13 protein-coding genes are annotated in these 15,805 nt (G+C 46.2%); 5 read left to right on the forward strand and 8 right to left on the reverse strand.

The window, feature by feature from the left end; all coding sequences use genetic code 11:
* Positions 1-15 precede the first annotated feature (15 nt).
* A complete protein-coding gene (locus FC07_RS14540; RefSeq protein WP_057905799.1) occupies positions 16-558 on the reverse strand; it encodes a hypothetical protein in 543 nt (180 codons plus the stop codon).
* A gap of 388 nt (positions 559-946) precedes the next feature.
* On the opposite strand from FC07_RS14540, the gene FC07_RS14545 reads away from it, so the two are divergent.
* Entirely contained in the window at positions 947-2,758 is a 1,812-nt protein-coding gene (locus tag FC07_RS14545; RefSeq protein ID WP_083483350.1) for a [FeFe] hydrogenase, group A, read from the forward strand.
* Positions 2,759-2,869: 111 nt separating this feature from the next.
* On the forward strand, positions 2,870-3,814 hold the full coding sequence (locus tag FC07_RS14550) for a multidrug resistance efflux transporter family protein (protein ID WP_057905800.1): 945 nt from the start codon (positions 2,870-2,872) through the stop codon (positions 3,812-3,814).
* A gap of 36 nt (positions 3,815-3,850) precedes the next feature.
* Here the strand turns inward: FC07_RS14550 and FC07_RS14555 are convergent, their stop codons facing one another.
* From FC07_RS14555 to FC07_RS14565, 3 genes are all read right to left on the reverse strand, one after another.
* Positions 3,851-4,426: a DJ-1 family glyoxalase III gene (locus tag FC07_RS14555; RefSeq protein ID WP_057905801.1), complete on the reverse strand. Its 576-nt coding sequence runs from the start codon at positions 4,424-4,426 to the stop codon at positions 3,851-3,853.
* Between the two features lie 503 nt (positions 4,427-4,929).
* Positions 4,930-6,246 (reverse strand): C1 family peptidase, encoded by a 1,317-nt coding sequence (locus tag FC07_RS14560; RefSeq protein WP_057905802.1) that lies wholly within the window; start codon positions 6,244-6,246, stop codon positions 4,930-4,932.
* Between the two features lie 120 nt (positions 6,247-6,366).
* A complete protein-coding gene (locus FC07_RS14565; RefSeq protein ID WP_057905803.1) occupies positions 6,367-10,686 on the reverse strand; it encodes a 2-hydroxyacyl-CoA dehydratase in 4,320 nt (1,439 codons plus the stop codon).
* Positions 10,687-10,970: 284 nt separating this feature from the next.
* Here FC07_RS14565 and FC07_RS14570 point away from each other — a divergent pair, with 284 nt between their 5' ends.
* A complete protein-coding gene (locus FC07_RS14570) occupies positions 10,971-11,582 on the forward strand; it encodes a TetR/AcrR family transcriptional regulator (RefSeq protein WP_057905804.1) in 612 nt (203 codons plus the stop codon).
* Between the two features lie 105 nt (positions 11,583-11,687).
* Positions 11,688-11,912 carry a hypothetical protein gene (locus tag FC07_RS14575; RefSeq protein ID WP_057905805.1) on the forward strand — a complete coding sequence of 75 codons (225 nt, stop codon included), beginning with the start codon at positions 11,688-11,690 and terminating at the stop codon, positions 11,910-11,912.
* A 193-nt stretch (positions 11,913-12,105) separates the two neighbouring features.
* Here the strand turns inward: FC07_RS14575 and FC07_RS14580 are convergent, their stop codons facing one another.
* The gene (locus tag FC07_RS14580; protein ID WP_057905806.1) at positions 12,106-13,842 is read right to left on the reverse strand and encodes a DUF438 domain-containing protein; all 1,737 of its coding nucleotides are present in this window, start codon (positions 13,840-13,842) and stop codon (positions 12,106-12,108) included.
* Positions 13,835-14,071 carry a DUF1858 domain-containing protein gene (locus FC07_RS14585; protein WP_057905807.1) on the reverse strand — a complete coding sequence of 79 codons (237 nt, stop codon included), beginning with the start codon at positions 14,069-14,071 and terminating at the stop codon, positions 13,835-13,837. The genes FC07_RS14580 and FC07_RS14585 overlap by 8 nt, the downstream gene beginning before the upstream one ends.
* Positions 14,072-14,229: 158 nt before the next feature.
* On the opposite strand from FC07_RS14585, the gene FC07_RS16330 reads away from it, so the two are divergent.
* The gene (locus tag FC07_RS16330; protein ID WP_268888244.1) at positions 14,230-14,361 is read left to right on the forward strand and encodes a hypothetical protein; all 132 of its coding nucleotides are present in this window, start codon (positions 14,230-14,232) and stop codon (positions 14,359-14,361) included.
* A gap of 35 nt (positions 14,362-14,396) precedes the next feature.
* Here FC07_RS16330 and FC07_RS14590 read toward each other — a convergent pair whose 3' ends face one another.
* Together FC07_RS14590 and FC07_RS14595 are read right to left on the reverse strand one after the other, a co-directional pair.
* On the reverse strand, positions 14,397-14,921 hold the full coding sequence (locus FC07_RS14590; RefSeq protein WP_057905808.1) for a VanZ family protein: 525 nt from the start codon (positions 14,919-14,921) through the stop codon (positions 14,397-14,399).
* The gene (locus tag FC07_RS14595) at positions 14,922-15,737 is read right to left on the reverse strand and encodes an HAD-IIB family hydrolase (protein ID WP_057905809.1); all 816 of its coding nucleotides are present in this window, start codon (positions 15,735-15,737) and stop codon (positions 14,922-14,924) included.
* Between the last annotated feature and the right edge of the window lie 68 nt (positions 15,738-15,805).

A 15,805-nucleotide genomic window follows, 5' to 3' on the forward strand; every position in this document is an offset into this window, starting at 1 on the left:
GGCTTTTTGTGTGGCTTATTTTTTATCTGGTGCTAACGCTGGGATCTTCAACAATGCTGGCATGATCAGAATAGCCAAAATGCCCCCAATGATCGCAGCGATAAATTGCATCGTCCCCATCATGGTCCCGATCAACTGTTGCTTTGGTGCTGGGGCCTTTAAAATCACCTTGGCCATTAAAACCGCAATAGCCAAGTACATGAAAACGGCCTTGACCCCAGCGCCAAGAATCAACGCAATCACTTTTTGGCCGATCTTTTCAGCGGTATTACCAAATTGTTTGACCAAGAAATGCCAAATCAACACTAAAATCAGGTTCCCGACAATAATAAATGGAATAAAGGCTGGAAAAGCGTTCTGACCTAAAATGGTGGCAGTGATCGGGCTTAAAATGGCAAGTAACACGGCGCTCGAAGTATTCACCAAGTAAACACTGGCGATCAACACCAAGTTCACCCCACTACCGACAAATAATTGCCCTGCTGGCTTTAAAGCGACTTGGATCACGATCAACAAGGCCAGCAGGACCCCTGTTTTCGCAATATTTCTGGTATTCATTTCGAAAAATCTCCTTCCTTTTACATCAAGTATAGTCGTTCACATAGCCTGAAACAACTGTTTGAGATGCTTTCTCATTCGGCCACAAATAAACCTGACTTTTTGATACCAAAACTTTTTTATTGTCTCAAAAATATTATTTAGCACTACTTCTTTTTATTGATTTCACTTGCTTTCAATCAATTTTTCAAAATCTGTGATATAGGGATTTCCCTCAAATTCGGCAAAACGAATCATTTCATAGAAAATCGCCTAACAAGCAAGCGTTTTCGCTGTATAATTGTGGTGGAATGTTGCGACAAGCTCTTCAAAGAAACATGACGTGTGCATCGACAGCAAATAACTGCTATCACTTCAGGGACACACGTTCATGGCGGAGGTAAGATATATGAAAGTCATGTTAAACGACAAAGAGTATGAACTAACACCCGAACAAGAAGAAATGTCCATTTTGGAATTTGCCACGATCCAAGGTGACGACATCCCTAGTCTTTGCTTCTTAAAAGAAGCTGGGAACAACGGGAAATGTGGTGTGTGTAAGGTCGAAGTCGAAAAAGCAGGCACTGGCAAAGTGAAAACCACTTTGGCTTGCCGAATGAAGATGGAAGACGGTATGTCCATTCATACCAACACTGAAAAAACGTTGGAAGCTGCTAAAAAAGCAGTCGTCCGTATTTTGAACAAACACGATTTCCGCTGTGGGAAATGCGTGCGCAAGGAAAATTGTGAGCTTTTAGCATTATCTAGCAAATTACGTGTACGTCCTGAAGTAAAATACAGCGATATTTGCGATGACCTGGAAGCAAACATTGACCGGCGAAGTATGGGCATTACCATTGACCGTAACAAATGTATCTTATGCGGCCGGTGTGAGGCCATGTGTAAAGTCAAAACATCAACTGGCTCCATTAAGCTTCAAAAAATCGATGGCGAACGTAAAATTGCGCCATTGGAAAATGTTTGTTTCGATGACACGAACTGTGTGCTGTGTGGCCAGTGTGTCAACGCCTGCCCAGTCGGTGCCTTACAAGAAACCAGTGAACTGGACCGTGTTGAAGCAGCGCTAGATGACCCGGACAAGCACGTCCTCGTTGCCATCGCCCCTTCGATTCGGACATCATTTGGTGAGTTAGAAGGCGAAGAATTCGGTGTGGACACCATGAAGAAAGTCTATGCCGGTTTACGTGCAGCGGGTTTTGACCGGATCTATGACATTAACTTCGGGGCCGATATGACCATTATGGAAGAAGCCACCGAATTAAAAGATCGCTTGTTAAACGGCGGTGTGTTGCCAATGTTTACCTCTTGCTGTCCTGGCTGGGTCCGCTTATTGCACAACTACCATCCAGAATGCTTGGATCACTTCTCTAGCGCCAAAAGTCCACAACAAATGTTTGGGGCCGCTAGTAAGTCCTACTACCCAGCTCAAGCTGGCATCGATCCATCGACCGTGTACACGGTAACTGTCATGCCTTGTTTGGCTAAAAAAATGGAAGCTCATATTCCAAGTATGGAAGTAGACGGCCAACGGGATATTGACGCTGTGATCACCACCCGTGAATTGGCGAAGCTGTTTAAGGCCCGTAAAGTCAAATGGCGTAAACTGGAAGAAGAAGAACCTGATCAACCAATGTCTGAATTTACCGGCGACGGAACTGGGTTCGGCTTCTCCGGCGGTGTCATGCAAGCCGCTTTACGGACGGCTAAACACATGGTTGACGGTGGCGACTTGGACATTCAGGCGATTGAATGGCAAGACAGTGGCATCCCAGGTGTCAGAGAATTTACCGCTGAACTTGGTGATCTCAAAGCACGTATCGGGGTCGTTAATGGCGCCGTACATGCATTTGATCTTTTCGAAAGTGGTCAGCTCAATGATTTCGCCTTTGTGGAAGTCATGGCCTGCGAAGGTGGTTGTATCAACGGCGGCGGTCAACCCCACGTTAATGCCCACACACGGGTTACCACCGATTTTGTGGCCAAACGCCGTAGCGTGTTGAAAAACGAACAAAAAGAATCTGGCTTCTCCAAGTCTTATGAAAACAAGACGTTGCAAGTCTACTATAACGATTATATTGGTGAACCAGCCAGTCATAAAGCGCATAAGTACTTGCATTACGACTTCCAAACCAACTACGACAACAACGAAGGTTGGCGCAGTGAGGCTGGGAAGGAATTCTCGGAAGCCCATCAAAAATAAACACACTGAACTCGCAAATCATGAACGATTTGCGAGTTTTTTTGCGCCTGATCAGCGAAACTGCTAAAATATTTTTTATACGGGATAAAAATATTTTAGGGCGGTGATCCCATGTTACAACGCCGGTATCAAGCAATCTTCATTGGTATTATTGCGGCCTTATTTTTTTCATTAACCTTTGTCCTAAATGAGCTGATGGCCACCCAGCAAAGTTACTGGCTGTGGACAGCTTGCTTACGTTATTTATGGACCTTGCCTTTGATGCTGCTAGCCATCCCCTTAACCCACAGCTCCTGGACCCGGCTGTGGCAAGCACTAAAAGGTCACCCACTATCCTGGTGGTTGTGGAGTCAGTTTTGTTTTGTACTGTTCTACACCCCACTTTGTTTAGCCAGTCAATTTTTGCCAGGTTGGCTGGTGTCCAGCACTTGGCAACTCACCATTATTTTTGGTGTGCTGACGACACCGCTGACGAAAGTCCCCCAAGTCGAAGCCGGTCAAACCTATTACCGCCGTGCTCGGATTCCTTTAGACGCCTTGCCGTGGATGGTACTAATTTTAGGTGGTGTTTTACTAACAGTGCTGGATTACGCCAAACAATTTCACGGCGTGGCCCATTTAGGTCTCAGTTTAATCAGCTTGATGATTGCAGCAGTGTCCTATCCCTTAGGCAATCGCCAAGTGATGGCAGTCAGTCCGGAAGTCAATGGGGTGGAAAAAGTGCTCGGCATGTTATTGTGCAGCTACCCCACTTGGCTACTAATGGCCGGCGTTAGCGCCTTCACCGTTGGGGCGCCACAAGCTGACACCGTGCTGAACACCTTACTCGTCGCGTTGTCTTCTGGTGTGGTGGCCACGATTTTATTCTTTCAGGCCACCTCAATGGTCGCCGCTAAAATGGCCGACTTGGCTAAAGTTGAGGCTACGCAAGCCATGGAAGTGGTATTTTCAGTGCTCCTCAGTTGTTTATTTTTAGGCCACACTTTCCCTGCTGGCTGGCAATTGATTGGGTTGAGCGTGATGATCATCGGTATTATTGGCATTAGTTTGCGCTAAAAAAGCACGGCCATCGCGGTCGTGCTTTTCATTTGCTTAAATATTGGCTTTTAAATAATTGTACTGCATGGCTTCTTTGACGTCGGCGGTGTCATAACCAATGGCTTCCGCAATCGCATAACTATAAGCCAACGCAGTGGCTGGACCGCGGCTGGTGATCAAATGAGCCGCTTGATCGACAACCACCAAACCGTCCTGATACTTGGCACTGGGGGATTCAGCCTGAATTTGGTCTGACATGCCTGGGAAAACCGTGTAGTCATGACCGTCTAACAAGCCGTAACGGGAAAAAGCCGTGGGCGCAGCGCACATCGCTGCATTCCACTTACCTTGTTGGGCCCGTTGCTGCATCAGTGCCATCAGCCGGTCACTCTCACGTAGGTTTTTGGCGCCAGTGCCACCGCCTGGAAAAATCACAATGTCATAATCCAATAAACTGTCATCTAAAACTTTGTCACAAACCAAATGCACATTGTGAGCGCTGACCACGTTGCGTTTGTCCAACGCCACCATATCGGCTTGTGCGCCTAAACGGCGTAACACGTCAATTGGGGATAACGCTTCGACTTCTTCACAACCATTGGCAAATAAAACTGCTGCTGTTTTTGTCATTTTATATCTCCTCCTCAAAACTTTAATGTCTATTTTGCTAACGCAAAATCTTATTTCCGTAGGATGGCCATTCCTACGGGCGCAACCTCCCTCGTAGGAAACATGGCTCCTCCTAAATACGCTAAGGTCTATTTTGCTTTCGCAAAATCCTATTTCCGTAGGATGTCCAGTCTTGTGGCGTCAGTTCGCACCGCAAGACACATGGCACCAGCTAAATTCTCTAATGTATCTTTGCTTCGCAAAGTTCTTATTTTCGCTGGTTGTCCAGTCTTGTGGGGTCAAACCACCCCGCAAGACACATGGCACCAGCTAAATTCTCCGATGTATCTTTGCTTCGCAAAGGTTTTATTTTCGCTGGTTGTCCAGTCTTGTGGCGTCAGCCCACACCGCAAGACACATGGCTCCTCCTCAAAACTTTAATGTCTATTTTGCTAACGCAAAGTCTCATTTCCGGAGGATGTCCATTCCTACGGGCGCAACCTCCCTCGTAGGAAACATGGCTCCTATGCTAATGAATCCCAAGGTGTGATCACTGTTGGTTGGGTGGTTAAGGCTTGAATTTGAGCCGGCTCCAAATACTTCCGATCAATCACGCACTCGTAAACAAAGTCATCATACCATTCGTCGCTCATCACAAAGTAGCCTTGTTCCCCGTTTTTCTCACCCCAGGAATTTTCCACTTTCCACTTGGTCGGTTGCTCATTGACTAAATCCACCCCAGTTAACGTCATGGCATGGGAAACGGCGCCTTCACCATACGTTAAGCGGTCGGCTTTGGACAAACTCAGGTCAATCCCAAATAATTCGGCTTGGCGGTACAGCTTGCTGTCTAACAAGCCGGCTTGGCGGTTCATTTGTTGTAGCACATCGTTGCCAAACCAAATGCTGTCACCTGCTTGCAACTGCTTCAAGGTAGCGGCCTTCATGGTGGCGAGATCCACGTTAAAGAAGGCCACATCTGGGCCACCGATCACGTTATTTTCCATTGGCAACGTAAACAGCTGATTATAAGGCTTATTTGGTGCGTTGGTCACCACCACATAATCGGCTAAATTGCGTTTGAAATACTTTTTGGCAAAGGCTTGTGGGGTTAAATCAGGGTCGCGGTGATACTTTTTAGCATCATCCCGGTACACAAAATCAAAACTTTCCGGTGGTGTGCCAAACGCATAACTACAAATGCGATAAACTTCTGCTAAAAACTGGCGCTTTTGATCGGCGATGCCTTGGTCACTGGCACTACTATTCGCCAATTTCCGCAACACGATCGCGTCTTTGCGTAACTTTAGATTCAAGACTTCTGAAAAATCGTTGGTATTCTCGCTGTTAAAGGTTTCTGGCATCACGTCTTTCGGTACCAAGCCATACTTGGCCACCAAAGCCGCCGCATTGTGGAATTGACCGCCATCGGTATCTGGCGCTGCTAACAGCCAGGCGACTAAGCGATGATCGGCAGGTAGATCGGCGGTTTCAATAATGTGTTCGTAAAACGCGTTGGCTTTTTCAAAACGGTCCCAAAAAGAAAGGTAATTTTGCGACAATTCAAAATCTTTTACGTTGTATGCTTTGGCAAAGTCATGGCGTAATGTATTTAATGTGGAAAACAGCCAACAGCGGCCGCTTTTCTTTTGATTCGACACTTTACCGGTGTCCAATTCCACTGAAAAAGTGCGGTTTAACCGACTAGCTGCCGTTGGATCTTGGCTGGTGGCCTTAATGCCGTTATTCATCACGGCCCGTTGTAAGGCCGCACTACCAGGGATATGCGCCATTTTCTGTTGAAATTTGGCCACTGCTGCTGGTGTAATTTCATGGGTCATTTCATCATCTCCGAACCTATTGTCTGCTTATTATTTTAGGCTTTCTCACCAGGAAATACAACGAAGTGGCTTAGCCGCTTCACGCAAAAAAGCCACCTGCCGGTGACTTTTTTTGACGTGCTATAAACTAGGGACCTTCACTGCCCGCGCTGCCGTTGTTGTCGGCTTGCTGGTGGTAATGGTGGACGCCTCTAAATGCTTGTTAGCAGTGGCTAACATTAAGCGGATCCGGTTTAATTGGTTAACAATTGAAGTACCTGGATCATAGTCGATTGGGGCAATGTTGGCTTCAGGATACTGATGCCGCAATTCCTTGATCATCCCTTTACCCACCACATGGTTTGGTAAGCAGCCAAATGGTTGCATACAGATGATATTCGGCACACCACTCTTCAACAATTCGATCATTTCCCCAGTTAAGAACCAGCCTTCACCGGTTTCATTGCCTAAGGATAAGATCTTGCTGGCATCGTCTGCCAGTTCTTCAATGGCACTGATGCCTTCAAACCGTTGCGAAGCCGTTAAGGCCTTTTGCATCGGCTGTTCACACCATTTAATAATCTTCAACGCCATTTCAGCAAAAACTTTGGCCTTGTAAGAAGCACCTAATTCTTGGTACTTGTAGATTTGGTTATAAAGTGAGTAGTTCATAAACCCAACAATGTCCGGCACAACCGCTTCAGCGCCTTCTTTTTCCAGTAAATGGACCACATCGTTATTGGCAATTGGCGAATACTTCACTAAAATTTCGCCAACGATCCCGACTTTTGGCTTTTGCACGTTGCGCAATGGCACCGTGTCAAAGTCTCGAACGATTTCTTGCACGTTGCGTTTAAAGGCTCGGAAGCTGCCTTTTTCAACGCTTGGCTTCACCAATTCCAGCCAGTCCGCGTGCATTTTATCCACAATGCCAGGTTCTTTTTCATACGGCCGGGTATGGTAAACCACCCGTTCAAATAAGTCCCCATAAAGGAAAGCAATGGCCACCCGTTTCAGCAATGGCAAGGTGAATTTAAAGCCTGGTGTTTCTTCGACCCCTTGGTTGCCTAAGGACATGGAAACCACTGGAATGTTTTCAAAACCAGCATCTTTCAAGGCTTTCCGAATCAACGGAATATAGTTGGTGGCCCGGCAGCCACCGCCAGTTTGGGTCATCATCACCGCTGTCTTTTTCACATCATACTTGCCGCTTTGTAACGCTTCAACCATTTGGCCAATGGAAATAATGGCTGGGAAACAAGCGTCGTTGTTGACAAAGCGTTGGCCCATATCAATCGCCTTGTTGTCCTGCATTGGCAAGTTCACCACGTTGTAGCCGGAAGCCTGCAACGCCACGTCCACCAAACCTTGTTGGTGGATCGGTGACATCATTGGCATTAACAAGGTATAGCCTTGTTGCTTCATGTCTTTAGTGTAAGTCACCGGTTTGTCAGCGTCAAATAACTTTTCAGGTAAAATACGCCGCTTCCGCCGTTCTTCAACCGCCGCCTTTAAGGAGCGCAAGCGAATGCGAATCGCTCCCATGTTGGTACCTTCATCAATTTTCAACACGGTATATAACCGGTTGTACTGTGCCATGATTTCTTCCACTTGGTCGGTGTCAATGGCATCTAACCCGCAACCGAAGGAATTTAATTGAACCAATTCCAATTGAGGATCACGGGCCACGACCCGCGCCGCAGCGTATAAACGTGAATGATAAACCCACTGGTTCACTACGCGTAAGCCTTTGACATCACCTAAATGGGCAATTGAATCTTCGGTTAACACGTGGAAGCCCTCTGTGGTCATGATTTGGGCGATGCCATGGTTGATCTCAGGATCTAAATGATACGGCCGGCCGGCTAACACAATGCCGCGTTCGCCGCTTTGTTTCAGCATCCGCAAGGTATCTTCCCCACGATTTTGTACCATTTGTTTAAAGTGCTCTAATTCTTGATAGCCGGCTTCTAACGCAGCACTGACTTCTTTTTTGGTCACGCCAAAGTCCTTGAAGCATTCAAACAAGTTGTTGGTGGTGGACTCATGATCAGCTAAGTTTAAATACGGATTGCGATAATCCACATCACCATCACGAATTTCATCCACGTTATTTTTGATCACATCAGGATAAGATTGCACAATTGGGCAGTTAAAGTGGTTTTGCGCATCTTGATTTTCCACCCGTTCGTACACCACCGCCGGATAGAAAATCGTCTCATACCCTTTGGCAATTAACGCTTGAATGTGCCCATGTACTTGTTTGGCTGGGTAACAAACCGTATCACTAGGAATGGTTTCCATGCCTTTTTCAAATTGGGCTTGGGTGCCTTTAGGGGATAACACTGCTCGAATCCCCAATTTGGTAAAAAACGTTTGCCACAATGGGTAATCTTCATACATGTTCAACACCCGAGGCATGCCAATTGTGCCACGAGTTGCCAATTTTTTACGTAAAGGTTTGTAGCCAAACAACAACTTGTACTTTTCTTCGACTAAGTTGACTTTACCGTTGTCCTTAGGAATCTTCAGCTTCAGGCCTCGGGCTTCCCCACGTTCACAACGATTCCCAGTGACAAACCGGCGGCCGTCATTAAAGACGGTAATGGTTAACGCACAGTTATTTTCGCATAACCCACAGTGCATGAATTCTTTCGTCGCTGACAAATTATCCATTTCAGCTGGTTGTAACAAAGTGGTCACATCACCAGTTTCATAAGCATTTTCCGCAATTAAAGCCGCCCCGTAGGCGCCCATTAACCCGGCAATATTTGGCCGAATCACTTCACGACCTGAAATTTTTTCAAAGGCCCGTAACACAGCTTCGTTATAGAACGTGCCCCCTTGGCACACAATGTGCTCCCCTAAGTCTTCTGGTCGACGTAACTTAATGACTTTATACAAGGCATTTTTGATCACCGACATGGACAACCCAGCCGAAATATCGCCAATGGTGGCCCCTTCTTTTTGCACTTGCTTGACCTTAGAGTTCATAAACACGGTACAACGTGAACCCAGGTCAGCTGGGTGTTTGGCCAATAAGGCGGCTTGGGCAAAGTCCCGCACATTGTACTTCAATGAGGTGGCAAACGTTTCAATAAAGGACCCACAGCCTGACGAACAAGCTTCGTTTAGCTTAATGGTGGCCAACGCATTGTTCTTAATGGTCATGGCTTTCATATCTTGACCACCAATGTCCAAAATAAAGTCCACATCTGGTTCAAAATAGTGCGCGGCTTGGTAATGGGCCACCGTTTCCACTTCACCAATATCAACTTTTAAGGCGTTTTTGATCAAATGCTCGCCATACCCTGTCACCGCAGTTTTCCCAATGGTGACGCCGGCTGGTAATTTGGCGTACATCTCTTTTAAAATGGCCTCCGTTTTCGCCAACGGATCGCCATCGTTATTATCATAATAGGTATACAACAACTTATGGTCATCGCTCATTAAAGCAACTTTGGTGGTGGTTGAACCTGCGTCAATGCCTAAATAAGCCACCCCACGGTAGCTGGCTAAATCGCGAGACGCAACTTGCGCTTCTGCGTGACGTTGTCGGAATTGTTGCAACTCTTCATCATCGTTAAATAAAGGTGCCAATGATTTCGATGGTTGCATCACCGAATCGTCCCCATGTAACAAACGGTCCAACAACTGCGTTAAGGTGGTGGCTGGTTGATCTGCTGCGTATAAAGCAGACCCTTTCGCCACAAACAATTGCGGATCAGCTGGGAAAATCACTTGGGCCGGCGTTAATTGCAAAGTTTCAATGAAGCGATACCGCAATTGATCCATAAAGTATAAGGGCCCGCCTAAAAAGGCCACATTGCCCTTAATTTTGTGTCCTGCCGCTAAGCCAGCAATGGTTTGATTAACCACGGCTTGGAAAATACTCGCCGCAATATCCTCTTTCCGTGCCCCGTCATTGATTAACGGTTGGACATCCGTTTTGGCAAACACCCCACACCGTGATGCAATTGGATATAAGGTTTTGGCATCTTTGGCGAGCTCATTTAACCCATTGGCATCCGTTTTTAACAAACTGGCCATTTGGTCGATAAACGCCCCAGTCCCCCCGGCACAGCTCCCGTTCATCCGTTGTTCCAATGAGGCACCAAAAAAGGTAATCTTCGCATCTTCACCGCCTAATTCAATACTCACATCCGTTTCAGGAATCAGCGTTTCAACCGTTTTCGTACATGCAATGACTTCTTGAATAAATTTTAAGTTTAATAAATTCGCTAAGCCCATACCGCCTGATCCAGTAATCGTCATGGCAATCGGCTGTTGCGCATCAATGGTTTCTAAAGCCTCACGTAAAATTTTCTCACTGGCGGCCTTTACATCTGAGTAATGGCGCTCATAGCGTGAGAACAACGTTTGTCGTCGGGCATCCATGATTACAAGTTTCACCGTAGTCGAACCAACATCGATCCCACCATATAATTTCGCTTGTTGCATTCAATCAGCTCCCTTTTCCACAAACCACACATCTATTTTAAATAACCAACAGGTTGTTGAATAACTAACAGATTGTCTGTTATACTATACGTGTTTAGTTTAACGCTTCACAAAAATGCTGCAATCAGCAATTTTCGCCAATCTGTGTTTTAAACAACAGATTGCTTAAAAATGTTGTAAAAAGTTGTAAAAAAATCGTTAAAAATTAGCTTAACAGGCCTTACTCGTGAAGGTTTGTGCTAATTGAGAATCTTTATCAATTAGATAGAAATCAGGTCTAACCTATGGCAAAACGTCCCGATCTACGTGTAATCCGCACCAAACGGATGATTATTAATGCTTTTATGAAACTTGTGACCCAACATGGCTTTGATGCCGTGACGATTCAGCAAATTGCTGACGAAGCCATGATCAACCGCGCCACTTTTTATGCGCATTTTAAAGATAAACAGGATCTGTTTGATCAGATCCTCCAAATCACCACAGGCTCCTTTTTGAAAATTCTTGACGCAGATATTTTATTCGATGGCAACAAGATCAAAATGAAAACCATCGAACGAACGCTAACCGAAATTTTTAAAGAGATCCAAGATAACCGTAGCTTCTTTCAGTTGGCAACAGATGGGTCAAACAACGTTCAATTAGTCGAACAGCTCCAAATCTTATTGCAGCAGCGTTACGCTGAGCTGTTTGATAACCTTCACATTACCCAAAATCAAACAGAGATTCCCACCGACTTTATTATTGCGTACATGACCTCGATTTTCATGGGCACGGTGCGCTGGTGGGTTCACTCCGATGGCAGCTTCTCACCTGACCATTTGGCACACTTGATCATTCAATTGATTGCCAACGGTCATTTGACAGTGCTAGGCATCGAGCTGGTAGACGCTTAGATTAGGGGCTTTCCCTATTTTGAAAACGGTTTCCATTTTTAGTACGTCTAATGCGCAAAACCTGCTATACTAATTGTGAAAACAATCATAAAGAAGGTTTGCGTTATGGCTGAACATGCTTTTACCCTGGCTAAACTCGAGGATCACGCTGTTTACACTGCAATCATGCCCTTTCAAGTTGCCACTGAGATCAGCGCCAATTTCAACGCTTTTCCTGGTGACCGGATTCGCATCGTCGGTAAATTTCCCAACGGTGCGTTCGTTTACAACCTTGACGACAAAGCGGGTTTCTTTGTCCCAACGCGCCGCATCGCCGAACTTTTTGGTTAAATCAGCTTCATTAAACACGATTTTGTGCCGCCCTGTCAACGATAACGCTGGCAGGTTTTTTTAAGTGCCATCACTTGCCTGTTAACGTCAGATGAAAGCGCACCGCTTTGCACTTGCAACCCACAATAATTGGTTTCAGTGTCCACAAAAAAACGCCACGACAGATTGTCGTGACGCCTTTTTGATACCTGAACTAAAGGCGCTTTTCGCCTTCTAATTCATGGATCTCAGAAATGTCTTGCGTGACTTCTAAGCAACCCAGGTAATTGCCTTCAGGGTCGCGAATGGCGAAGTAGCGAATGTAGACGAACATTTCACCATGTAAATTGATCCAGAAATCAGCATGGTCCAAGGTGCCGGCCCGGAATTGGTCCAAGATTTTCTGAACTTTTGGCATGCTCTTAGGTGGATGGCAGTTCACCACTGCCCGGCCGATCACCGCCCGGGTCCGTGGGAAGACACGATCACCGTTGTCAGAGAACCATTGCACAATGTCATTGGCATCCACAAAGGTTAAGTCTAATGGCAACACGCGCAGTAGGCCTTCGATTTCGGAAATGGTTAAGTCCCCAGTTGGCAAGCACACTTTTGCTGTGTTATCCGCTGCAATCTCCAAATGTGTTTTCACCTTATTTTGACGCCGTGGGGCACCAGCGGCTGGCGCAGCGTTTTGGGCTAACATTTTCCGAACGGATTCTGGCATACCAGCTGGCGCATCGTCATCGGCTGGTGCTGGTTGGTCAGCTGGTTGGGTTGGCTTAGTTGGCTTAGCGGCCGCTTGACTGCCCTTAGCCTGTGGTAAATCGATGTTCACGTCAATATTAGCACGCATTTCAGTCGCTGCGGCTTCTTTATCAGCGTCAGCAGCTGGATTTTCAGTTAATTTGCCTTGCAAATGTGGCGGAATGATCGGGTTGTCCGGTTGATGATTTTTAGCAACCGTTTCGGTCATGGCGTCAACAGTATCATTCATGGCTTCACTGATCGTTGGTTTTGCATCTGGACTGGGCTTTTTGTTTTCCAAACCTTGTTGGTCGGCTAACGATTGGGCCATGTTATTTAATTCCGCAGCCATTTTAGACGGCTTACGGTTTTTAGCCGCTTCAATGTCCGCTTCAGAAGGATACCATGGTAATGGCTGTGCAATCAGCGTATAGCCAATATCGTCACTTTCACTGGCAATCAATTCCCAATCTTCTGGTAAAAAGACTTCGTCAACCATGGGCAACATGATCTTTTCTTCTTTGAAGATCATTTCTTCAATTTCTTTGTTCACTTTTTCAATGGCTGCTTCGATTTCGTACTTATCTGGCAACGGATCGGCATTCACCATGCGGCTGGCATCTTTGATCCAGCCACGAATTTCGTCATCAACGCCCCACATGACCTTAGGCGGTGCTGTAATGCCATACTTGTCCATTAATGGGAATAACAAGTTTTCCTTACGTTGGTAGTGCTTTTCAATTGTTGCCAAGTCTTTTAAAGCATTTTGCATCCGTTCCAAATAACGGGCACTTTGCGCCTCTTGTTCAGGGGTTGCGGCAGCATCATCCCCGTTAGAGCTTTGTTGCCAGCGTTTTAAAACCGGTAACAATTCGTCGCTTAACAATGAGTGCAACACCATGTTTTCCAATTTCATCGTTGCAACCGGATGACCTGGTGTTTCTTCAGCACTGTTGGGATCAGCTGGGTTAATGGCGCCTTTAAAGACTGCTGCGTGCACATTACACAAGTTTTGAATTTCCATCGGGTTTAAGCCACTGGAGATCAATTCCCGTTCAGCCGCTGTAATTTCTGAAACGTCAACGCTAGAAAATGTATCGTCAAAAATCTTTTTGGCTTCGTCAAAGCTCCCGCCTTCGTGGAGCATTTTTAAAATTTCCACGATCTTCTTCTGACGGTAAACGCTGTTATTCATATCCTCACTCATTACCGATCACCTCAAATCCTAACGCTTCTAACTTTGCAACGATTTCATCTAAAGGCACGTGCTTCATGGCTGCCCCTTTTGGAATCGTCATAAAACGGCCAGCCGTATTTAACATGGCCGGATTTTTAATTTCCTTTAAGCCTAGGTCGGCCAGCACATCTGCAACTTCAGAATGCGCTGTCACTAATTCGTAGACTGTTTGGGTTAAATCGATTGTCCCAGTTGCCATCACTGATCCCTCGCTTTATACTTATTGTTATATCGTTCTATATAATATAAGTATAACAGAATGAGAACGCTTCTCAATACAAATCACTGGAAATTTGCATGTAAATGTGGCATTATTTTCAGTAAGACAAAACGCACGTTAAAAGGCAGGTGACATGTATGCGATACACCAAACAGCACCAAAATAAGCAAAACGACGCCAAGCGCAATGCCACCTGGCAAAAGTTCAAGCAACAATCCAATCAATTAAATGCGCATCGGCGCGGCGTCCGTAACGGCAGCGCTAAATAAAGGCCAATCAAAAAGTGATCTTGCATTTCGCAAGATCACTTTTTTGCCACCTGAAAATAAGCCACCAGCCGGGTGTTTCGCAAACACCAATACACCCCGCCACCAACCACGGTGCCACCAAAATTGGTGATCACATCGTCAATATCTACCACGCGCTGTAGGTCGATTAATTGATCCAGCCCAAATTGGATGGTTTCCAATCCGAACCCCATTAACAAGCCCAATCCTAGTAGATTACGCCAAGACCAGCGTTGCGTGAGGCCAAAGAATATCCCTAATGGTAAGGTCAGCAGTAAATTCAGCCAGTACTCTAGATCAAGATCTTGAAACGGCCGGTAGATCACCATGGCGCGACCGATCCAAATATAACTGGCCTGATGTGCGCCAAAATGGTAAAACGTTGGCGCCAAACACAGTGCCACGATTGCTAAGGCATAGACCCAAAAAGCCATTAACGTGATTTTAGGCCCCCAAGCCTGATCGCGACGAGTCAGTCGCCAAGTTTGCCACAGGACCACACCAATCATGATCAGGAATGGTACCATTTGCAAAAACCACATCTAATGAACCCCCAGTAATTGTGCCAAGGTTGCTAAGACCCCACTATGTTCGTTATCCTGCGCAGTCACTTGCTGGGCACTGTGTTGCACCGCAGCCGGGGCATTGCGCATGGCATAGCTTTGATCGTGAGCCGCTAATAACGGTTGATCGTTGGCACCATCGCCGAAGACCACCGTTTCCGCTGGGCTGATCTGCCAACGTTGTTGCAAAAATTGCACCGCTGGCAACTTGCCCACATCATGCCGCACCACATCGATCACCCCGTAACCACTATCATGGGCCACGAGCTCCTGTTTGAAATAATGATTCAGTTGACTGACAATTTGCCCCGGCGCCCCATGATCCCACGCCAAACTGATTTTGTTGATCAGGTCCGACACTTGGGTCAAATTCGCCACTTCTTGCAACGGATCATAAAATTTCCGCGCCGCCGCCAGTAAGGCCTTGGGTGCGCCAGCCAGTGTGTAAGCGGCCTGCCGCCCCACTAAAATCGTCCGCGCCTTCGCCAATAATGGTGTGGCCAGATCTTGGCTAACAAACCGCGTCAGCCGTTGCGGCGACAAGGCCCCGCTGAAAATCTGTTGCTGTTGCGCATAGATCGACGCACCATTTTCCGCCACTAAAATCAAATTTGGCGCTTGTAGGCCTGCAAATAATTGCTGTAAATGTTGATACTGATTGCCACTACAAGCCACAAAGTAGATCTGGCGTTGTTGCATTTGCGTCAGTAACCGTTGTAACCATTGACGATCATACGCCTGTGCTTGATTCAGTAACGTGCCATTAAGATCCGTTACCACCATTTTGATTGCCATCCAAACCCCTTCTCTCAATTGGTTACTTTTCATTATAGACGATTTGTATCCAAAAAGGCAGTCTCTTG

Origin of the sequence: Loigolactobacillus bifermentans DSM 20003, assembly GCF_001434575.1 — a bacterium.
GTDB classification, from domain to species: Bacteria; Bacillota; Bacilli; order Lactobacillales; family Lactobacillaceae; genus Loigolactobacillus; species Loigolactobacillus bifermentans.

Coding starts and splice junctions, on each gene's coding strand:
- FC07_RS14540 (WP_057905799.1), bottom strand. CDS start 558: ATGAATACCAGAAATATTGCGAAAACAGGGGTCCTGCTGGCCTTGTTG.
- FC07_RS14590 (WP_057905808.1), bottom strand. CDS start 14,921: ATGTGGTTTTTGCAAATGGTACCATTCCTGATCATGATTGGTGTGGTC.
- FC07_RS14555 (WP_057905801.1), bottom strand. CDS start 4,426: ATGACAAAAACAGCAGCAGTTTTATTTGCCAATGGTTGTGAAGAAGTC.
- FC07_RS14580 (WP_057905806.1), bottom strand. CDS start 13,842: ATGAGTGAGGATATGAATAACAGCGTTTACCGTCAGAAGAAGATCGTG.
- FC07_RS14560 (WP_057905802.1), bottom strand. CDS start 6,246: ATGACCCATGAAATTACACCAGCAGCAGTGGCCAAATTTCAACAGAAA.
- FC07_RS14585 (WP_057905807.1), bottom strand. CDS start 14,071: ATGGCAACTGGGACAATCGATTTAACCCAAACAGTCTACGAATTAGTG.
- FC07_RS14550 (WP_057905800.1), top strand. CDS start 2,870: ATGTTACAACGCCGGTATCAAGCAATCTTCATTGGTATTATTGCGGCC.
- FC07_RS14545 (WP_083483350.1), top strand. CDS start 947: ATGAAAGTCATGTTAAACGACAAAGAGTATGAACTAACACCCGAACAA.
- FC07_RS14570 (WP_057905804.1), top strand. CDS start 10,971: ATGGCAAAACGTCCCGATCTACGTGTAATCCGCACCAAACGGATGATT.
- FC07_RS14575 (WP_057905805.1), top strand. CDS start 11,688: ATGGCTGAACATGCTTTTACCCTGGCTAAACTCGAGGATCACGCTGTT.
- FC07_RS16330 (WP_268888244.1), top strand. CDS start 14,230: ATGCGATACACCAAACAGCACCAAAATAAGCAAAACGACGCCAAGCGC.
- FC07_RS14595 (WP_057905809.1), bottom strand. CDS start 15,737: ATGGCAATCAAAATGGTGGTAACGGATCTTAATGGCACGTTACTGAAT.
- FC07_RS14565 (WP_057905803.1), bottom strand. CDS start 10,686: ATGCAACAAGCGAAATTATATGGTGGGATCGATGTTGGTTCGACTACG.